General features: G+C 66.8%; 13 protein-coding genes. All 13 read right to left on the reverse strand.

Annotated elements, in window-relative coordinates; genetic code table 11:
- Positions 1-819: an FAD binding domain-containing protein gene (locus JQ633_RS08495; RefSeq protein ID WP_211984488.1), complete on the reverse strand. Its 819-nt coding sequence runs from the start codon at positions 817-819 to the stop codon at positions 1-3.
- Between the two features lie 12 nt (positions 820-831).
- Positions 832-1,275 carry an SRPBCC family protein gene (locus JQ633_RS08500; protein ID WP_211984489.1) on the reverse strand — a complete coding sequence of 148 codons (444 nt, stop codon included), beginning with the start codon at positions 1,273-1,275 and terminating at the stop codon, positions 832-834.
- Between the two features lie 4 nt (positions 1,276-1,279).
- Positions 1,280-1,717 carry an SRPBCC family protein gene (locus JQ633_RS08505; protein WP_028338488.1) on the reverse strand — a complete coding sequence of 146 codons (438 nt, stop codon included), beginning with the start codon at positions 1,715-1,717 and terminating at the stop codon, positions 1,280-1,282.
- Between the two features lie 9 nt (positions 1,718-1,726).
- Positions 1,727-4,618: a flotillin family protein gene (locus JQ633_RS08510; protein WP_211984490.1), complete on the reverse strand. Its 2,892-nt coding sequence runs from the start codon at positions 4,616-4,618 to the stop codon at positions 1,727-1,729.
- Between the two features lie 25 nt (positions 4,619-4,643).
- On the reverse strand, positions 4,644-5,477 hold the full coding sequence (locus JQ633_RS08515) for a phosphoenolpyruvate hydrolase family protein (RefSeq protein ID WP_211984492.1): 834 nt from the start codon (positions 5,475-5,477) through the stop codon (positions 4,644-4,646).
- A gap of 3 nt (positions 5,478-5,480) precedes the next feature.
- Positions 5,481-7,691, reverse strand: coding sequence for an ABC transporter permease (locus JQ633_RS08520; RefSeq protein WP_211984494.1), 2,211 nt, complete (start codon positions 7,689-7,691; stop codon positions 5,481-5,483).
- Entirely contained in the window at positions 7,684-8,466 is a 783-nt protein-coding gene (locus JQ633_RS08525; protein ID WP_211984496.1) for an ABC transporter ATP-binding protein, read from the reverse strand. Before JQ633_RS08525 ends, JQ633_RS08520 begins: the two co-directional genes overlap by 8 nt.
- Positions 8,459-9,544: a branched-chain amino acid ABC transporter permease gene (locus JQ633_RS08530; RefSeq protein WP_211984499.1), complete on the reverse strand. Its 1,086-nt coding sequence runs from the start codon at positions 9,542-9,544 to the stop codon at positions 8,459-8,461. Before JQ633_RS08530 ends, JQ633_RS08525 begins: the two co-directional genes overlap by 8 nt.
- A 1-nt stretch (position 9,545) precedes the next feature.
- On the reverse strand, positions 9,546-10,556 hold the full coding sequence (locus tag JQ633_RS08535) for a branched-chain amino acid ABC transporter permease (protein ID WP_211984501.1): 1,011 nt from the start codon (positions 10,554-10,556) through the stop codon (positions 9,546-9,548).
- A 118-nt stretch (positions 10,557-10,674) separates the two neighbouring features.
- Positions 10,675-11,493: an AraC family transcriptional regulator gene (locus tag JQ633_RS08540; RefSeq protein ID WP_211984503.1), complete on the reverse strand. Its 819-nt coding sequence runs from the start codon at positions 11,491-11,493 to the stop codon at positions 10,675-10,677.
- Positions 11,494-11,631: 138 nt separating this feature from the next.
- Complete coding sequence (locus tag JQ633_RS08545) at positions 11,632-12,882, reverse strand: ABC transporter substrate-binding protein (RefSeq protein WP_211984505.1); 1,251 nt, start codon at positions 12,880-12,882, stop codon at positions 11,632-11,634.
- 528 nt (positions 12,883-13,410) lie between these two features.
- Positions 13,411-14,193, reverse strand: coding sequence for a GntR family transcriptional regulator (locus tag JQ633_RS08550; RefSeq protein ID WP_249159145.1), 783 nt, complete (start codon positions 14,191-14,193; stop codon positions 13,411-13,413).
- 56 nt (positions 14,194-14,249) lie between these two features.
- Positions 14,250-15,974: an FAD-binding protein gene (locus JQ633_RS08555; RefSeq protein WP_211984507.1), complete on the reverse strand. Its 1,725-nt coding sequence runs from the start codon at positions 15,972-15,974 to the stop codon at positions 14,250-14,252.

The following is a 15,974-nucleotide window of genomic DNA, read 5'->3' on the forward strand; positions in this document are numbered from 1 at the left end:
CTATTCCTGACCGGACAACAGACGACGGAGATGCACGCCGACGATCTCGCGACGATACCAGGCGCTGGCGAGCGCGTTGTCGCCGGGTGAGGTGCCCTCGACGGCGGCCGCGGCGGCGGCGTTGATGGTCGACGCGTCAAGCGATCGTCCTTCCAGCGCACGCTCGGCAGCGCGGGCGCGGATCGGCGTCGGCGCCATCGAGCCCAGCGCGACGCGCGCGCCGACGATGCGGCTGCCATTGATAGGCAGATGCGCGGCCAGCGTGATGACAGCGCCACCCTTCGGCTTGATGCGGGCGATCTTGCGATAGCGGAACGCGTCGGCGCTGCCGGGCCTGGCGAAGGAGATCGCCAGCACCAGCGCGCCGGTCTGCCGGTCACGCGTTTGCAGGAACTCATCGAGCGGAATCTCGCGGCCGCCGAGCCCGCCCTGCACCGATACGACCGCATCGAGCGCGAGCATGGCCACCGTGAAGTCGCCATACGGCATCGGCGCGAATAGATTGCCGCCGACCGTGCCCATGTTGCGCACCGCCGGTCCGCCGATCGAGCGGGCAGGGGCGTGCAGGAAGCCGAGCTCGCGTTCGGCGAGGATGCGGGCGAAGGTGACGCCGGCGCCGAGCGTGATGCGCGAGCCGGTCGCGTCGATCCGCGTCATGGCATGGTCGCTGGCGCGCACGATGGTCGAGATCGAGATATCGCCTTCATTCAGCGCGCGCATCACCAGCGTGCCGCCGCCGAGATAGCGCGCGCTGCGGTCCGACGACAGCGCCGCCGCCGCGTCATGGCTGCTGGTGAAGGTCTTCACCGTAACTGGCATGTCGTTCCCCGCTTACGCGGCCTCCTTCAGGTGCCGGCGGATTGCCTCGAAGCCGGCCTGGTAGATGTCTTCCGAAACCATATGCGTGATGCGGGCGCTGTCCTCCGGCCGCGTCGTGAAACGCGACTCCCAGTGCCAGAAGGTGCGGTCACCGTCGGTGACCGGCAGCAGGCGGACATGCGCCACGTAGTTGAACATCGGCACCGGCGTATCGAGCAGGCAATAGCTGAAGGACTGTTCGAGGTCGGAGAGCGCCAGCAATTGCTCGCGCAGCTCGGCGCCGTCCTTCAGCTTGAAGCGCCTGACGCAGCCGATCTTGTCGGATGGTTGCGCGCGCTCGATCGAACTGGTGGCGACCGCCGGATGCCAGCGGTCGTGCCCATTGAAATCGCGCAGCACGGCCCACGCCGCATCGGTCGGTGCATCCAGGATCGTGCTCTTGACGATATGCGGCACGGCATTAACCTCCGAATGCCCGCTTCAGCGCGTCGAACCCGCCCTGGAAGACGCCACCGCCGATGTTGTTGACGAGCTCGGTCTCGCGCTCCGGCGCGCAGTCGAACTCGGCGGTCCATTCCAGGAACGTCTGGTCGCCATCGGTGACCGGCGTCAGCCGCAGGGTCGCGACGTAGTTCTCGACCCCCATCGGCGATTCCAGGATCGAGTAGGTGCAGAACATGTCGTAGTCCGACAGGCCCAGCAGTTTTTCGCGGATGCGGTCGCCGTTGCGCAGGCGAAAGTCACGCACGCAGCCGATCTTGTCCGAGGGCTCGCCGCCCTCGATCCGGCTTTCCGCGATTGCGGGGTGCCAGTTCGGCAACCCGTTGAAGTCGCGCACGCGAGCCCAGACCCGATCGTTGCGGGCATTGACGACGGTGGAGACGTAGACTCGTGCCATGGCGTCGACTTAGTCCTTCTTGCGCGGCGTGCGCTCGGACCGCGGCTCGCCGCCGCCCTCGGGCGCCGCAGGCTTGGCTTCGCCGCCGCTCTTGCGTGCGGAGTCCTTGATCCCTTGCATGTCGCGTGCCTCGCGGATCAGGCCAGGCATCTTTGCCAGGCTGCCGCCCTCGACGCCGATGTCGGAGAGGATCGAGTCGATCAGCGGTGCCTGCACGCGGTAGCGCAGCGCCGAGTCGATCACCTCGTCCGTGGCGCTGCGGCCCGAGCCGCCGCCATGGCCGTTGCCGTTGAGGCCGTCGACCTGGAGGATGCGGATGCCTTCGATCTTCTCCATCGGCTTGACGCTCTCGCGTACAATGCCTTCGATCCGATCCAGCAGCTTGCGGCGGAATAGCGAGTAGCGGGCCTGGTCGGTCAGCACGTTTTCGGCCTCGTTGAGCAGGCGCTGCGCCTCGGCTTCGACTGCGGAGCGCACCCGTTCGGCCTCGGCCGCGATCCGGGTCTCCTCGGCCTGCTTCTCGGCGAGCAGCACCTCGACCGTCTTGCGCCGCTTGGCGATCTCGCTTTCGCGCGCGGTGACGACGCGCTCGGCCGCTTCGGTGGCGCGCATCCGCGCCTCCTCCGCCGCGGCCCGCGCCGCAGACTCTTCCAGCGACTTCTGATGGATCGCGATCGCCTTCTCCATCAGCACGGTCTCGACATCTTTCTCGCGGTTCACTTCGAGCTTGCGCAGCTCGCGCTCGCGGCCGATCCGCGCCTCGTCGAGGCCGCGGTCGGAGGCGATGCGGGCGCGTTCGACCTCCTCCCGGGCAGCGATTTCCGCCTCCTGCAGCGACTGGTTGCGGGCGACTTCGAGCTGCTCGATCGAGCGGCGCCGCTCGATCCGTGCTGCTTCCAGCGCCTGCTCGCGCGAGACGTCGGTGGTGTCGACCTCCTTGCGGGCCACGATCTCGGCCTGCCGGACCTGCCGGTCGGCATCGATCCGCTCGGAGCGCTTGGCGGCGAGCGCGATGACGCGCTCCTCGTCGGCAAGCTCGATCACCTTCTTCTGGTCGATGTTGAGCACCTCGCGGGTCCGGGAGGAGGCGATCCGCTCGCTCTCCAGCGCCAGCTCGACATCGATGCGCTGCCGCTCGATCGCGTCGCGGCGCTTCAGCTCGGCGGCCTCGATCGCCTCGGTGCGCGCGATCTCGAGCCCGCGGGTCTCGCGCTCGGCCTGGATGCGCTGCGCGGCGACCGCCTTCTCCTGCGAGATGCGCGCGGCCTCGATCGCCTCGCGCGAGGCGATGTCGGCTTCCTCGATCGCGCGGGTGCGCGCGATTTCCAGCGCGCGAACATGTTCCTCCTGGGCGATGCGCGATGCCTCGGTGGCCTCGCGCGCGCCGATCCCGGCGATCTCGATCGCCTGGTTGCGCTCGATCTCGAGCTTGCGGGTGGTGTGGTCCGCGGCGATGCGCTCGGCGGCCAGGGTCTTCTCTCTGATGATGCGGGCGGCCTCGACCGACTTCTGGGCCTCGATCTCGGCCTCCTGGATGGTGCGCACCTGCTGGATCTCCAGCGCGCGGGTGCGCTCGTCGGAGGAGATGCGCTCGACATTGACCGTCATGGTCTGGGCGATGCGCGCTTTTTCGGTGGCCTCACGGGCGGCGATCTCGGCCTCTTCGACCGCGCGGGTGCGCTCGATCTCGCGCCGCCGGGTCTCTTCCTCGTTGGCGATGCGGGCGTCGGTGACGGCGCGATCCTGCTGGATGCGGGCCTTCTCGATCGCCTCGCGGGCGGCGATCTCGGCTTCCTCGACCGTGCGCATCCGCTCGATCTCGCGCTGGCGAACCTCGCGTTCGGAGGCGATGCGGGTGGTGTCGACCGCGCGCTGGTTGGCGATGCGCGCCTTCTCGATCTCCTCGCGGGCCAGCAGCTCCTTCTCCTCGACCGCACGGGTGCGTTCGATCTCCTTGTGCCGGGTCTCGCGCTCGGAGACGATCCGCGCCTCAGTGATCGCCTGCTCATTGGCGATGCGCGCCTTTTCGATGGCTTCCCGTGCGGCGATCTGGGCCTGCTCGGCCTCGGTCTCGCGCAGGGCGCGTTCACGCGTCACCTCGGTGCGCTGCAGGGCGCGACGCATCTCGATGTCGCGCTCCTGCTCGAGCCGGGCGGTCTCGCTCTCGCGCTCGATCTCCAGCGCCTGGCGCTCGGCTTCGAGGTTGCGGGAGCGGATCTTGATCATCGAGTCCTGCTCGATGTCGTTGCGCAGCTTGCGCTTCGCCTCGATGTCCTCCATAAGCCGGGTGAGGCCTTCGGCGTCGAAGCGGTTCGAGGGGTTGAAGAACTCCAGGTCGGTCTGGTCGAGATCGGTGATCGCGACCGACTCCAGTTCGAGGCCGTTCTGCGCCAGCGCCTCCGCGGCATTGGCCTTGACGCGGGCGACATAATCGCCGCGCTGCTCATGCATCTGCTCCATGGTCATTTCGGAAGCGACCGAGCGGATCGCGGAGATGAATTTGCCGGAGAGCAGGGTGTGGAGCTGCTCGGGCTCCATGGTGCGGCGGCCGAGCGTCGCGGCGGCGATCGAGACCGCCTCGCGGGTCTGCTGGACACGGACGTAGAAATCGGCCTCGATGTCGACGCGCATCCGGTCGCGGGTGATCACCGCGTCCTGCTTCGAGCGCACGATGCCCATCGGCAGCACGTTCATGTTGACCGGCGTGTAGTCGTGGATGAACGGCAGCACGAAGGCGCCGCCGTTGATCACCACCCGTTCGCCGAGGAAACCGGTGCGGACGAAGGAAACCTCCTTCGACGAGCGGTGATACAGCCAGTTCACGACGTAGACGATGATGACGATCGCAACGATCGCGACGATGAGCCAGAGGATCAATTCACCGACCAGCATCCCCGACATCTTGTCCTCCCTTGGTCACGGTGCGTCAGCGCGCGCCGATCGCCTTGAATTTACGAACCTGATCCGTCAGCGCCCGCTCTACCGGCAGGCGCTCCATCGAGGACGCGCCATAGAAGCCATGGCAATTGCGGGTCTTCTTCATGATGAAATCGGCATCCGCCGGGTCAGCGATCGGACCGCCATGCGCGAGCACGATGATGTTGGAATTGACGCTGAGCGCGGCGTCGGCCCAGGCCTCGATGCGGGCAGGGCAGTCGGCGAGCTTCGGCGCGGTCTGCGCGCCGATGGTGCCGCCGGTGGTCAGGCCCATATGGCAGACGATGATGTCGGCGCCCGCGATCGCCATCGCGGCGGCTTCCAGCTCGCTGAACACATAGGGCGTGGTCAGCATGTCCTTGTCATGCGCCTTCGCGATCATGTCGATCTCGAGCGCGTAGGACATGCCGGTTTCTTCCAGGTTGGCGCGGAAGATGCCGTCGATCAGGCCGACGGTCGGGAAGTTCTGCACGCCGGCGAAGCCCAGTGCCTTGAGCTGATCGAGGAACACATCCATGTCGCGGAACGGATCGGTGCCGTTGACGCCGGCGAGCACGGGCGTCTTGGTCACCACCGGCAGCACCTCGCCGGCCATCTCCACGACGATTGCGTTGGCGTCGCCATACGGCATCAGGCCGGCGAGCGAGCCGCGGCCGGCCATGCGGTAGCGGCCGGAATTGTAAATCACGATCAGGTCGACGCCGCCGGCCTCCTCGCATTTCGCCGAGAGGCCGGTGCCGGCGCCGCCGCCGACGATCGGCTCGCCGCGCGCGACCATGTCGCGAAACTTCTTCAACAGCGCCGCGCGTTCAAACCTCGCCATGGGTCACCTCGCCACTCTCCGCCGCCCACCGCCGCGTCCGAGCAGGGGACGGAACGCGCTGACGATGGCGGCGGTGAACTCGGGATCGTTGATGTTGCGCTTGACGCGGATGATCTGCCGGTTGCCGGTCTGGCGCACGGTGCGCTCCAGCGCGCGGAACAGCGCGGCGTCGGCCTCCGGATCCCAGAACGGCTGGCTGGGCGCGTCGAGCGCGGAGACGCCGCCTTCGGGCAGGAAGAAGCGCACGAGCCCGTCCATCTGGTTCAGCTTCTCGCCGATCCAGCGGCCCATCCGCTCATTCTCTTCCGGGGTCGTCCGCATCAAGGTGACCTGCGGATTGTGGACGTGGAACTTGCGCTGCCGGTAGCGCTCCGGGATGGTGTCGGGCGCGCCGAAATTCACCATATCAAGCGCGCCGACCGAGCCGACATAGGGCACGCGGCTGCGGATGATGGCGCCGAAGCGATCGTCAGTCGCCGGGAACACGCCGCCCATCAGGAGGTCGCAGACCTCGGTGGTGGTGAGGTCGATGACGCCGGCGAGTTGCCCCGACTCGACCAGCTTCTCCATCGAACGGCCGCCGACGCCGGTGGCGTGGAACACGAGGCATTCGAAATCCTCGCGCAGGTCCGCTGCGATCTTCTGCACCGCGGGCGTGGTTACGCCGAACATGGTGATGCCGATGGCGGGAAGCGTTGGGCTCGCTTCGCGCTGTTGGCTCGCCTGCGTGTCGAGCCGAGCCTTGACCATGCCGACCAGCGCGTTGGCGCCGTTGCCGAGCACCGTGCGCGAGATCGAATTCAGCCCCTGCACGTCGGTCACCGAATACATCATCGTGATATCGGCGGGACCGACATAGGGACCGACGTCGCCTGACGCGACCGAGGAGATGATGAGCTTCGGCACACCGACCGGCAGGGCGCGCATACCGGGCGCGACCAGCGACGCGCCGCCTGAGCCGCCGGCCGAGATGATGCCCGCGACATTGCCCTGGCGGCGCAGCCATCGCTCGAAGGCGTCGGCCATGGCCGTGACCGAGGCGCCGCGATCGGCGCCGAACACGCCGGAGCCGCCGCGGCCGTGGTTGAGTGCTATCTCCTGCGCGGTGACGTCGCAACTCGCCGCCTTGCCGCTGGTGGAGACGTCGACCAGCCGCGCGCGCAGGCCGCTGCCCACGATGATGTCGCGGATGTAGCGCAGCTCGGCACCCTTGGTGTCGAGCGTGCCGACCACCAGAACAACCGGCGGCCCCGATGTCCTCGACGCGATCGGCTCGCGCCGTTGCCGGGAGACTTCCTCGAGCCGCGTGACGCCGGCCGACTGTGTCCGCGCAGCGGCTTCGATGCGCGCGATCGGGACCGGCTGCGACCAGCGCGTCGGCAACACGGGATTGGAGACGTAGATACGCACCGGCCCCTTGCGTTCCGGCTGCGGCGCGCTGGCGGCCCCGGTCCTGGCCGGTGCGGCATCGACATCGGTCTCGTCGCCGCCATGGGTGCCGACGCCGAGCAGGCGCTGCTGCAGTTCGCGGTCGGCGGCGAGGCGCGCCGAGTCGATGATGCGGTTGATGCGGCCATTGACCATGATGGCGACGTTGCGCGACACCGCGGTCGCGACACCGATGTTCTGCTCGATCACCAGCACCGAGATGTCGCCCTCGTCGCCGAGCCGCACCAGCATATCCTCGACCTGGGCGACGATGACCGGCGCGAGGCCCTCGGTCGGCTCGTCCATGATGAGGAGATGCGGATTGGTCAGCAGCGCGCGGGCGATTGCGAGCATCTGCTGCTCTCCGCCGGAGAGCTGGCTGCCGCCATTCGCCTTGCGCTCGGCAAGCCGCGGGAAGGTGTCGTAGATCCGTTCGACGGTCCAGGGGCCTCTCCGCAGGCCGGCCGCGAGCTGCAGGTGTTCGTCGACGGTCAGCGAGCGCCAGAGACGCCGGCCCTGCGGTACGTAACCTGTGCCGAGCCGGGCGATGCGCGCCGGGCTCTGGCCCGCGACCTCCTCGCCCCGGATCCGGATCGAGCCGCCGCTGGCGCGGACCAGGCCCATGATCGCCTTGCACAGCGTGGTCTTGCCCATGCCGTTGCGGCCGACCACGGAAAATACGCCGGTGTCGAGCGTAAGGTCGACGCCCTGCAGCGCATGCGAGTGGCCATAATAGACGTCGAGGCCCTTCACCTCGAGCGCAGGCGCTGTGCGGCGGTCATTCATGGCCGCCTCCGAGATAGAGCTCCTGCACCTCGGGATCGGACTCGATCTCGCGCGGCGGGCCTTCCTTGAAGATGCGGCCGTTGTGCATCATCGTCACGCTCTCGACGACGCGCAGCGCGACATCCATGTCGTGCTCGATGATGATGTAGCCGATATGCGCCGGCAGCGAGGTCAGGATCTCGATCAGCTCGCGTCGCTCGGTCGGCGACAGCCCTGCGGCCGGCTCGTCGAACAGGATGAAGCGCGGCGCGCCGGCGAGCGCCAGCGCGATCTCGAGCTGGCGCTGCTGGCCGTGCGCGAGCTCGGCGACGCGCTGGTCTTTCACGGCGGCGAGGTGCACGGCCTGCACCAGATTTTCGGTGGCGTGCATCAGCGCATCATTCTGCCCCGGGCGCAGGAATGAGAAGCGCCCGCGCGAGACGCCGCGGCAGGCGAGATAGACGTTGTCCTGCACGGTGAGGCCGGGGAACAGCGCCGAGATCTGGTAGGTGCGGCGCAGACCGCGGCGGATGCGCTCGTACGGCGGGAACTGGGTGATGTCCTCGCCGAAGAAGCGGATCGTGCCGGAGGAGGGCGGGAAGTCGCCGGTGATGCAGTTGAACAGCGTGGTCTTGCCGGCGCCGTTGGAGCCGAGCACGGCACGGCGTTCGCCCGGCCGCACCGTGATGGTGACGTCGGTCAGCGCCGCGAGCGCGCCGAACAGCCGCGTCACGCCACGCAGCTCCAGCGCTGCGCCGGCGCCGACCGCAGACAGCCGATGCGCGACGCTATCCATGGCGGCCTCCGCCCGTACGCTTCGCGGAGGACACATGGTGGCGCCGCCAGCGCTCCCACAGGCCGATCACGCCGTCCGATGACCAGAACACGATGGCCAGGAAGCCGAGCCCGATCAACAAACGGAAGCGGTTGCCGTCGAGCCCGAACTTGATCAGCACGTCCAGCGCGAAGGTGCGCAGCAGGACGAAGATGAACGCGCCGATGAACGGGCCGATCGGCCGGGTGATGCCGCCGACCACGGCGATGATCAGGATGTCGATGCAGGCGCCGACGCTGACCGAGCCCGGCGAGATCTGCCGGTAGTTCCAGACCTGCAGCACGCCGCCGAGCCCGGCGATGAAAGCCGCGAAGGCGTAGGCCGCGATCCGGTGGGCATTGGGGTTGAAGCCGAGCGCTGCCATGCGGCGGGAATTGTCGCGCACGCCCTGCAGCGCGAGGCCGAACGGCGCGCGCGAGACATACTGGACGGCGAAATAGCAGATCGCGGCGATGCCGAGCGTCACGTAGTAGAAGGCGATATCGGCGCGCCAGTCGACGCCCCAGAAATGCGGCGTCGCCACCGTGTTGATGCCGGTGTGACCGTTGAAGATCGCCCAGTTCTGGTTGGTGAAGTAGTAGAACGCGGCACCGATCGCCAGCGTGATCATGATGGTGTAGATGCCCTCGGTGCGCACCGCCAGCGCGCCGCCGAGCGTGCCGAACAGCGTCGCGAGCGCCAGCGCCATCGGGGTCGCCAGCCACCATGGCCAGCCGAGGCTGATATTGGCGTTGCCGCTGACGCCGAACACCGCGACCATGTAGCCGGCGAAGCCCGCGATGGTGAGCTGCATCAGGCTGACCATGCCGCCATAGCCGGCGAGGAACATCAGGCTGAGCGCGATGATTCCGAGGATCAGCGTGGTGGCGAATATCTCGATCAGGAAGAAGCCGCTCGCGATCAGCGGCATGATGATCAGGATCAGCGCGACCAGCCAGGCGGCCGGGTTCTGGAAGTCCGGCCAGGCACGGATGAAGGCGCGGCGCGCCGTCGTGGCTGAGGGATCGGGGCGGAACTGGGTGCTCTGCAGCAGCGACATCTCATCGCCTCGCCAGCAGGCCCTGCGGCCGCAGCGCCAGCACCAGCACCATGATCAGGAAGGTGACGACGATGGCGTAGGTCGGGATGTAGACCGAGCCGAGTTGCTCGGCGAGGCCGATGATGACGGCGCCGAGCGCCGCGCCCGGGATCGAGCCCATGCCGCCCACGATCACCACGACCAGCGACGCCAGCAGGAAGCGGGTGTCTTCGCCCGGCGACAGCGACTGGAAGGTGCCGCCGACCACGCCGGCGATGCCGGCAAGGCCCGCGCCGAGCGCGAACACGAGCACGAACACGAGTTGGATGCGCACGCCGGTGGCGGCAAGGATGTCGCGGTCGTCGACGCCGGCGCGCACGATCATGCCGATCCGCGTGCGGTTCAGCGCCAGCCACATCGCAACGCCGATTACGACAGAAGCGGCGAAGATGACGAGCCGCACCAGCGGGTATTGTAGATAGACCGGCTCGCCTGAGGATTTGATCGCCGTAAGCAGTGGCAACTGGATCGGGCCGATCAGCCACGCCGGGGTCTGGATCTGGTAGAAGTCGCCGCCGAACACCCAGAGCATCAGATCGGCGAACACGATCGAGAGCCCGATCGTCACCATCGTCTGGCGCAGATCCTGGCCCTCCATCCGGCGGAACACGGCGAGCTGCAGGATCACGCCGACCAGCGCCACCACGATGAAGGCGACGATGAAGGACAGGATCCAGGAGCCGGTCCAGGTGCTGATGGCGTAGCCGATATAGCCACCGAACAGATACAGCGAGCCGTGTGCGAGGTTGACGTTGCGCATCAGGCCGAAGATCAGCGTGAAGCCGCTCGCCACCAGGAAATACAGCCCGCCGAGCGTGATGCCGTTAAGCACTGCGTTGAGGAAGACGCGCTTGCGGCCGATCGCGGCTTCCAGCCCCGGCGGCCAGATTGCGAACACGAGCCACAGCACGACCGCGATCGCGATGATCGCGATCAGCGCCCAGGCCGGATGGCGTTCGATGAACCTGGCCATCTCCGTCGCGTTCCCTCAAGCCGCGACCGTCTGCCGGCTCGCGTGCCGGACATCCTATCGAGGGCGAAAGCGTCGGATTTGATCGAGAGTATCTTTTATCGCCTCGGGGGAACCGCCATCACGGTCGCAACACCTTGGCGGCGCGGCGATAGTCGGTCGGGGCCATGCCGACATTGGCGGCGAAGAAGCGGGTGAAGCCGCTCTGCGAGGAGAAGCCGAGGTCGAAGCCGATATCGGCGATCGGCGTCTCGGTCGCCACCAGCGCATCCAGCGCCTGCTCCATGATCAGCGTGTTCATGTAGAGGTGCGGGGTGACGCCGGTCTGGGTGCGGAACAGCCGGTAGAAATGCGGCCGCGACAGGCCGGCCTCGCGCGCGATGGCATCGAGCTCGATCTCGGCGCCGGGGCTTTCCGACATCAGCCTGATCGACTTGCGGACCCGGAAGTCGGTCACGGCGGCGGCCGCCCGCGCCTCCTGCGCCGCGCGCCAGCTTTCCTCGTAGCAGGAGTCGATCAATTGCCGCAGCTCGCAGTCGAGGCTGCGCAGCGATGGCGCGCCGCACACCAGCGCCGCGGTTCGGCGGATCAGCTTGTCGAGCGCCTCGGTGCGCGGAAAGAAGGTGCGGCCGAAGCGCAGGTTCTGTGCATTCGCAGCCGACGGCGCGAACCATTCGGCGTTGACATAGAGCACGAAGAAGATCGCGCCGTGGTCGACGTCGCTCGGCAGGAAATTGTGCGGCTCCCACGGGTTGACCGCGACGACGGTGTCGTCCTTGAGCAGCCAGCGCTGCTCGGAGACGTCGATCTGCGCCGGCGTCCCGCCGACATGAAAGATCAGGTGCCCCTCGCGGTGCGCATGCACGTTGAAGGGACGGTTCAACTGATAGACCGTCGCCCGACCGAACCGGCCGTGGAACACGGCAAGCGCCCTGCTCATGCCTCCCCTCCCGCGGGATGTTCTTGTCTTTTCAACAAGCGTTCAACATCCGCCGGAGGAAAGCAAGGGCGAGCAGGCCGTTTGCTGCAACCGCGCTTCTCTGTCACGGCCGGCCTGCTCGCAGTTGCGAGAAACACGTCAGTATTTCTTGCACTCCGGAACCGTGCGGCTCGGCAACCCGATCTTGGCGAACACCGCCGGATCGTAGCCCAGCGTCTGGTTCACGTTCGGGATCACCTTGACGACCTTGGAGAACAGCGCGCCCTTGCCGTCATCGACCACCTCGGTGACGAAGTTGGTGCCGATCGCCTGGCGGTTGGAGTCGAGCTTGATCTTGCCGTTCGGCGCGTCGATCTCGATCTTGGCCAGTGCTTCCTTCAGCTTGGCCTGGTTGTTGGAGAGGTCGCCGTTGACCTGGCGCAGCGCCAGGATCAGCGCCATCGTCGAGCCGTAATAGTTGGTGGCGAGCAGCGACGGGCTCGGGAAGCGTTTTGCCGGCGGGAAGGCGTCCTGATAGGCCTTGACGAATTTCTGCCAGCCCGGGTCCTCCCAGGTATCGGCCTGGCCGCTCGCCGCGATGGTGCCAACCAGCGCGTTCTTGGCGCTGCCCTTCGACGACAGGATGGTCTGGTCGATCATGATCGAGCCGCCCATCAGATGCGCCTTGCCGCCGGCCTGCTGGTACTGGTTGAGGAAGTTGACGGCATCGGCGCCGCCGAGGCCGAGATAGATCGCGTCGACATCGTCGGGCAGCGCGGCGATCACCGAGGCGAAATCCTTGGTGCCGAGTGGCACCCATTGCCGGTTGGTGACCTGGCCGCCGGCGCCGCAGAATTCGAGCACGAGGCCGAACACCTGGGTGTAGATGAAGGAGTAGTCCTCGCCGACGGTGGCGATCTTGCGATAGCCCTTGGTCTCATAGGCGTATTTGCCGAGACCGACCTGCCACTGCGCGCCGTCCATGTTGTAGCGGAAGAAGTTCGGCGCCGGATCGACATAGGTCGTCTCCTGCGCGCCCGAAGCGGCGTTGATGAAGGTCAGCTCGGGCTTGGTCTTGGCGAAGTTCTTCACGGCGATGCCTTCGTCGCCGGACAGTGGCGACAGCAGGATCTGAACCTTGTCCTGCTCGATCAGCTTGCGCACCGCGCGCACCGCGGAGTCTGGCGTCGCGTCGGTCGAGGCGACGACGAATTCGAGCTCCTTGTCGCCGATCTTCTTGCCGAGCACGTTGAGCGCGGCCTGGAAGCCCCGCATGCCGTCCTCGCCGAGCACCGTGTAAGTGCCTTCGAGCGTCGCGGTGACGCCGACCTTGATCTTCTCCTGGGCGAACGCCGTGCCCGAAAGCAACAGGCTGCCCAGCGCAATCAGTCCCACACTGCCTTTCAACATCGCGCTCCTCCCTCGCTTATTGCCGGCGCGCCGCTTGCAATGCGACCGTCCGGTTGTTGTGCGTGAAGCTAGCCGAAGGCGACCTCGGCGCGGATGTCGTCGCTGCGCCCTGGCTTGACCGGCAGTCTCATTTTGATTGTTGCGCCGCAACGAGGCTCGCGGCGCAATGTCGCGGAGCGAGGGAGCGCAACTCTATCCTTCGTCGTCGCTGCGAAAGCAGGGACGACAGTGGTGTGTGGCACATCGCTCGCCACGCAATGCGGTGTCATCACCCGGCTCGACCGGGTGATCCAGTTTTCCAGAGGCAGTGGTGCTTGAACCGATGGGCCGCGGCGTACTGGATCGCCCGGTCAAGCCGGGCGATGACAGTGGTGGGTGGGGGTGCAGCATTCTCACGACACGACACCTGAGTTGTTATTCTGATAAAGCGAAATATCTTTGCCGCAGGGGCTTGACCTACCCTTGAGGGCAACTTGAGCACGGGAGACGATCACCATGCCCAAGCCCCATGACAGGCCGTCGCGAGGTTCAAGCCTTGGCTTTGCTGCCGGCCGCCTTGCCGGATCGCGGCTTGGACTTGCGGTCCGCATCCGGCTTGCTCCGCGCAGCCGCGGCTTTCAGCGACGATGCGGGCCCCGTGAAGATGCCGGCGTTGTCTTCCTTCAAGGCGTGTTCGACGCAGCCGCGGATATGCGACTCCATGATCGTCTGCGCTCGCCTGCAGTCGCGGACCAGCGCGGCCTCGAGCAGCGCCTGATGTTCGCGGGCGGCGATCTCGCCGCGGAACACCACGGCAATCATCTGATAGCGGAGATAGCGGTCATAGGCCGCCGCGTGCGCGGCAAGCAGCACGTCGGAGCCGCAGGCCGATATAAGGGAATGATGGAAGTCCCAATCGCACTGTTTCCAGAGCTCCTGGTTCTGACGGTGCCCTTCCAGCATGCGCCGTTCCATGACGCCCAGTTTGTGGTGTGCGGAGACGACGCGGCCTTCCCAATCCAGATCGCCCGCGAGGAATGACTGTTCGAGCGCATGATTTTCGAGCAGGAGCCGCAGCTCTGCGACCTGCCTGAAATCCTCGGCGGACACCGGCGCGACCTCGAAGCCGCGTTGCCCCTCGGCCACGATCAGTCCTTCGGCGCACATCCGGTTCAGCAGTTCGCGCAGCGTCGGGATCGAGGTGCCGTAGCTTTCGCTGATCCGCTCGAGACGAAGCTTTTGTCCGGGAGCGAGGGCGCCGAAAATGATGTCGGACCGTATCCTGCGGTACGCCGATTCCCCGATGGTCTCCGTCGTCTGGGTCTTGGTCAGCACCGTCAGCCTCTCATTCGGGACGAATCTAGCACGTTTGTCCGAGCTCGCACCGCTCAATCCATCGCAATCGGATAGTTGTCCAGAGCGCCCGCCGCATCCATTGCGGCCCGCCAGGCGAATACCATGGCCGGCCCGATCATCGTGCCCGGGCCGGGATACGTTCCCCTGAAAAGCGACGCGGCATCAGCACCGGCTGCATAGAGTCCTTTCAGCGGCGCTCCGCCGGATCCGAGGACGCGTCCGCGCGAGTCGGTCCGCAGACCGGCGCTGCTGGCGAGATCGGCGGGCCAGACCGCGACGGCATAGTAAGGGCCGGGCCCGATCGGGCGCAGGCAGGGATTGGGCTTGTTCTGGGCATCGCCGTTGAAGCGGTTGAGCGCGCTCGCGCCGCGGCCGAACTCCTCGTCGACGCCCGCTTCGGCATACCGGTTGTAGCGCTCGATCGTACGGCACAGGGCGTCACCGTCGGCGCCGATCGCAGCGGCAAGCCCGGCAATCGAGGTGGCCTCGAACAGGTACCCGGCTTCGATAAAGCGGCGCAGGTTTCTCGTCCCGGGATGCACCAGCCCGATGCCGTAATCCGCGATGAAGCGTCGATCGCAAACCAGATGGGATGGCACGCTGGCGGGCGAGCGGTTTGATCTGAGCATCCCTTGGACAAAGTCGTGGTATGAATTGGCCTCGTTGACGAACCGCCGGCCGCTGGCATCGACGGCCAGGAGTCCCGGTTTCGCGCGATCCAGCATGATGTGCGGGAAGACCGAGAGATGGCCGTCCGGCTGGGTCATCACGGAACTCGGCATCCACAGCGCCGCACTGTCCAGGTTGCGATCGATTTCACCCGATATACGCTCGCCGGCGAGGATACCGTCTCCGGTGTTGGTGTCGGGTGAAAGCGAGTAGCGGCGCGTGCCTTCGGGCAGAAGCCGCTCGCGCAGTTCGGTGCTCCAGCCGATTCCGCCGGTCGCCAGAACCACGCCCTTGCGGGCGCGCAGGGCGATTTCGCCGGTCGGCGTCGTCAGGACCGCACCGACGATCTGGTCGCCGGACTTGATCAACTCTTTCAGCGCGGTGTGGAATCGAATGTCGATGGCGAGCCGCCGCAGATCGTGCAGCAGCCGGGCGACGAGCGCGTTGCCCATGATCAGCCGCGTGCCGCGCTTGAAGCCGAGGCGATCCCGTGCGTGCCTCGCGATTAGTCCAATGACATGTCGAAAGTTGCTCCACGTCCGGAACGGTGCAACCAGCGGCGCGATATCGTTCTTGCCGACCATCATGCCGCCGAGCACCATGAACTCGCGGCGGGGCGGCCGCACGCGGGCGAAGTCGGTGCCGAGCAGCCGTCCGTCGAAGGACACGGCGCCAAGTGCGCGGCCGCCGACCGCAGCTCCAGGCAGATCGTGGTAATCGGGATGAACCGGTGGCGGCGAAAAGATCACGCTGCTGCGGCTCTCGAGATAATCCAGCACGACCGGTCCCGAGGCCAGATAGGCGGCGAGACGTTCATCGGACGCGTCGCCCAGCAGCCCGGCAAGATAGTTTTTTGCCGCGCCGGTCGAATCCGGCGTGCCGGCTGCCTCGCTTTGGCGGCTGCCCGGGATCCATACCGAGCCTGCGGATGTCGCCGTCGTTCCACCGACACAGTCGGACTTCTCGCAGAGCACCACTTGAAGGCCTTCAAGCGTTCCAACAAGCGCAGCGGTCATGCCGCCGGCACCGGCGCCAATCACGAGCAGGTCGGTCTCGCCGTCCCAACGGCGCTCGTCGCAAGTGGGCAT

Source organism: Bradyrhizobium tropiciagri (assembly GCF_018130505.1).
Classification (GTDB): domain Bacteria; phylum Pseudomonadota; class Alphaproteobacteria; order Rhizobiales; family Xanthobacteraceae; genus Bradyrhizobium; species Bradyrhizobium tropiciagri_B.

What these genes read in the sequence shown, in the direction of transcription:
- JQ633_RS08495 (WP_211984488.1), bottom strand. Translation starts at nt 819, where the DNA reads ATGCCAGTTACGGTGAAGACCTTCACCAGCAGCCATGACGCGGCGGCG.
- JQ633_RS08505 (WP_028338488.1), bottom strand. Translation starts at nt 1,717, where the DNA reads ATGGCACGAGTCTACGTCTCCACCGTCGTCAATGCCCGCAACGATCGG.
- JQ633_RS08510 (WP_211984490.1), bottom strand. Translation starts at nt 4,618, where the DNA reads ATGTCGGGGATGCTGGTCGGTGAATTGATCCTCTGGCTCATCGTCGCG.
- JQ633_RS08515 (WP_211984492.1), bottom strand. Translation starts at nt 5,477, where the DNA reads ATGGCGAGGTTTGAACGCGCGGCGCTGTTGAAGAAGTTTCGCGACATG.
- JQ633_RS08520 (WP_211984494.1), bottom strand. Translation starts at nt 7,691, where the DNA reads ATGAATGACCGCCGCACAGCGCCTGCGCTCGAGGTGAAGGGCCTCGAC.
- JQ633_RS08525 (WP_211984496.1), bottom strand. Translation starts at nt 8,466, where the DNA reads ATGGATAGCGTCGCGCATCGGCTGTCTGCGGTCGGCGCCGGCGCAGCG.
- JQ633_RS08530 (WP_211984499.1), bottom strand. Translation starts at nt 9,544, where the DNA reads ATGTCGCTGCTGCAGAGCACCCAGTTCCGCCCCGATCCCTCAGCCACG.
- JQ633_RS08535 (WP_211984501.1), bottom strand. Translation starts at nt 10,556, where the DNA reads ATGGCCAGGTTCATCGAACGCCATCCGGCCTGGGCGCTGATCGCGATC.
- JQ633_RS08540 (WP_211984503.1), bottom strand. Translation starts at nt 11,493, where the DNA reads ATGAGCAGGGCGCTTGCCGTGTTCCACGGCCGGTTCGGTCGGGCGACG.
- JQ633_RS08545 (WP_211984505.1), bottom strand. Translation starts at nt 12,882, where the DNA reads ATGTTGAAAGGCAGTGTGGGACTGATTGCGCTGGGCAGCCTGTTGCTT.
- JQ633_RS08555 (WP_211984507.1), bottom strand. Translation starts at nt 15,974, where the DNA reads ATGCCCACTTGCGACGAGCGCCGTTGGGACGGCGAGACCGACCTGCTC.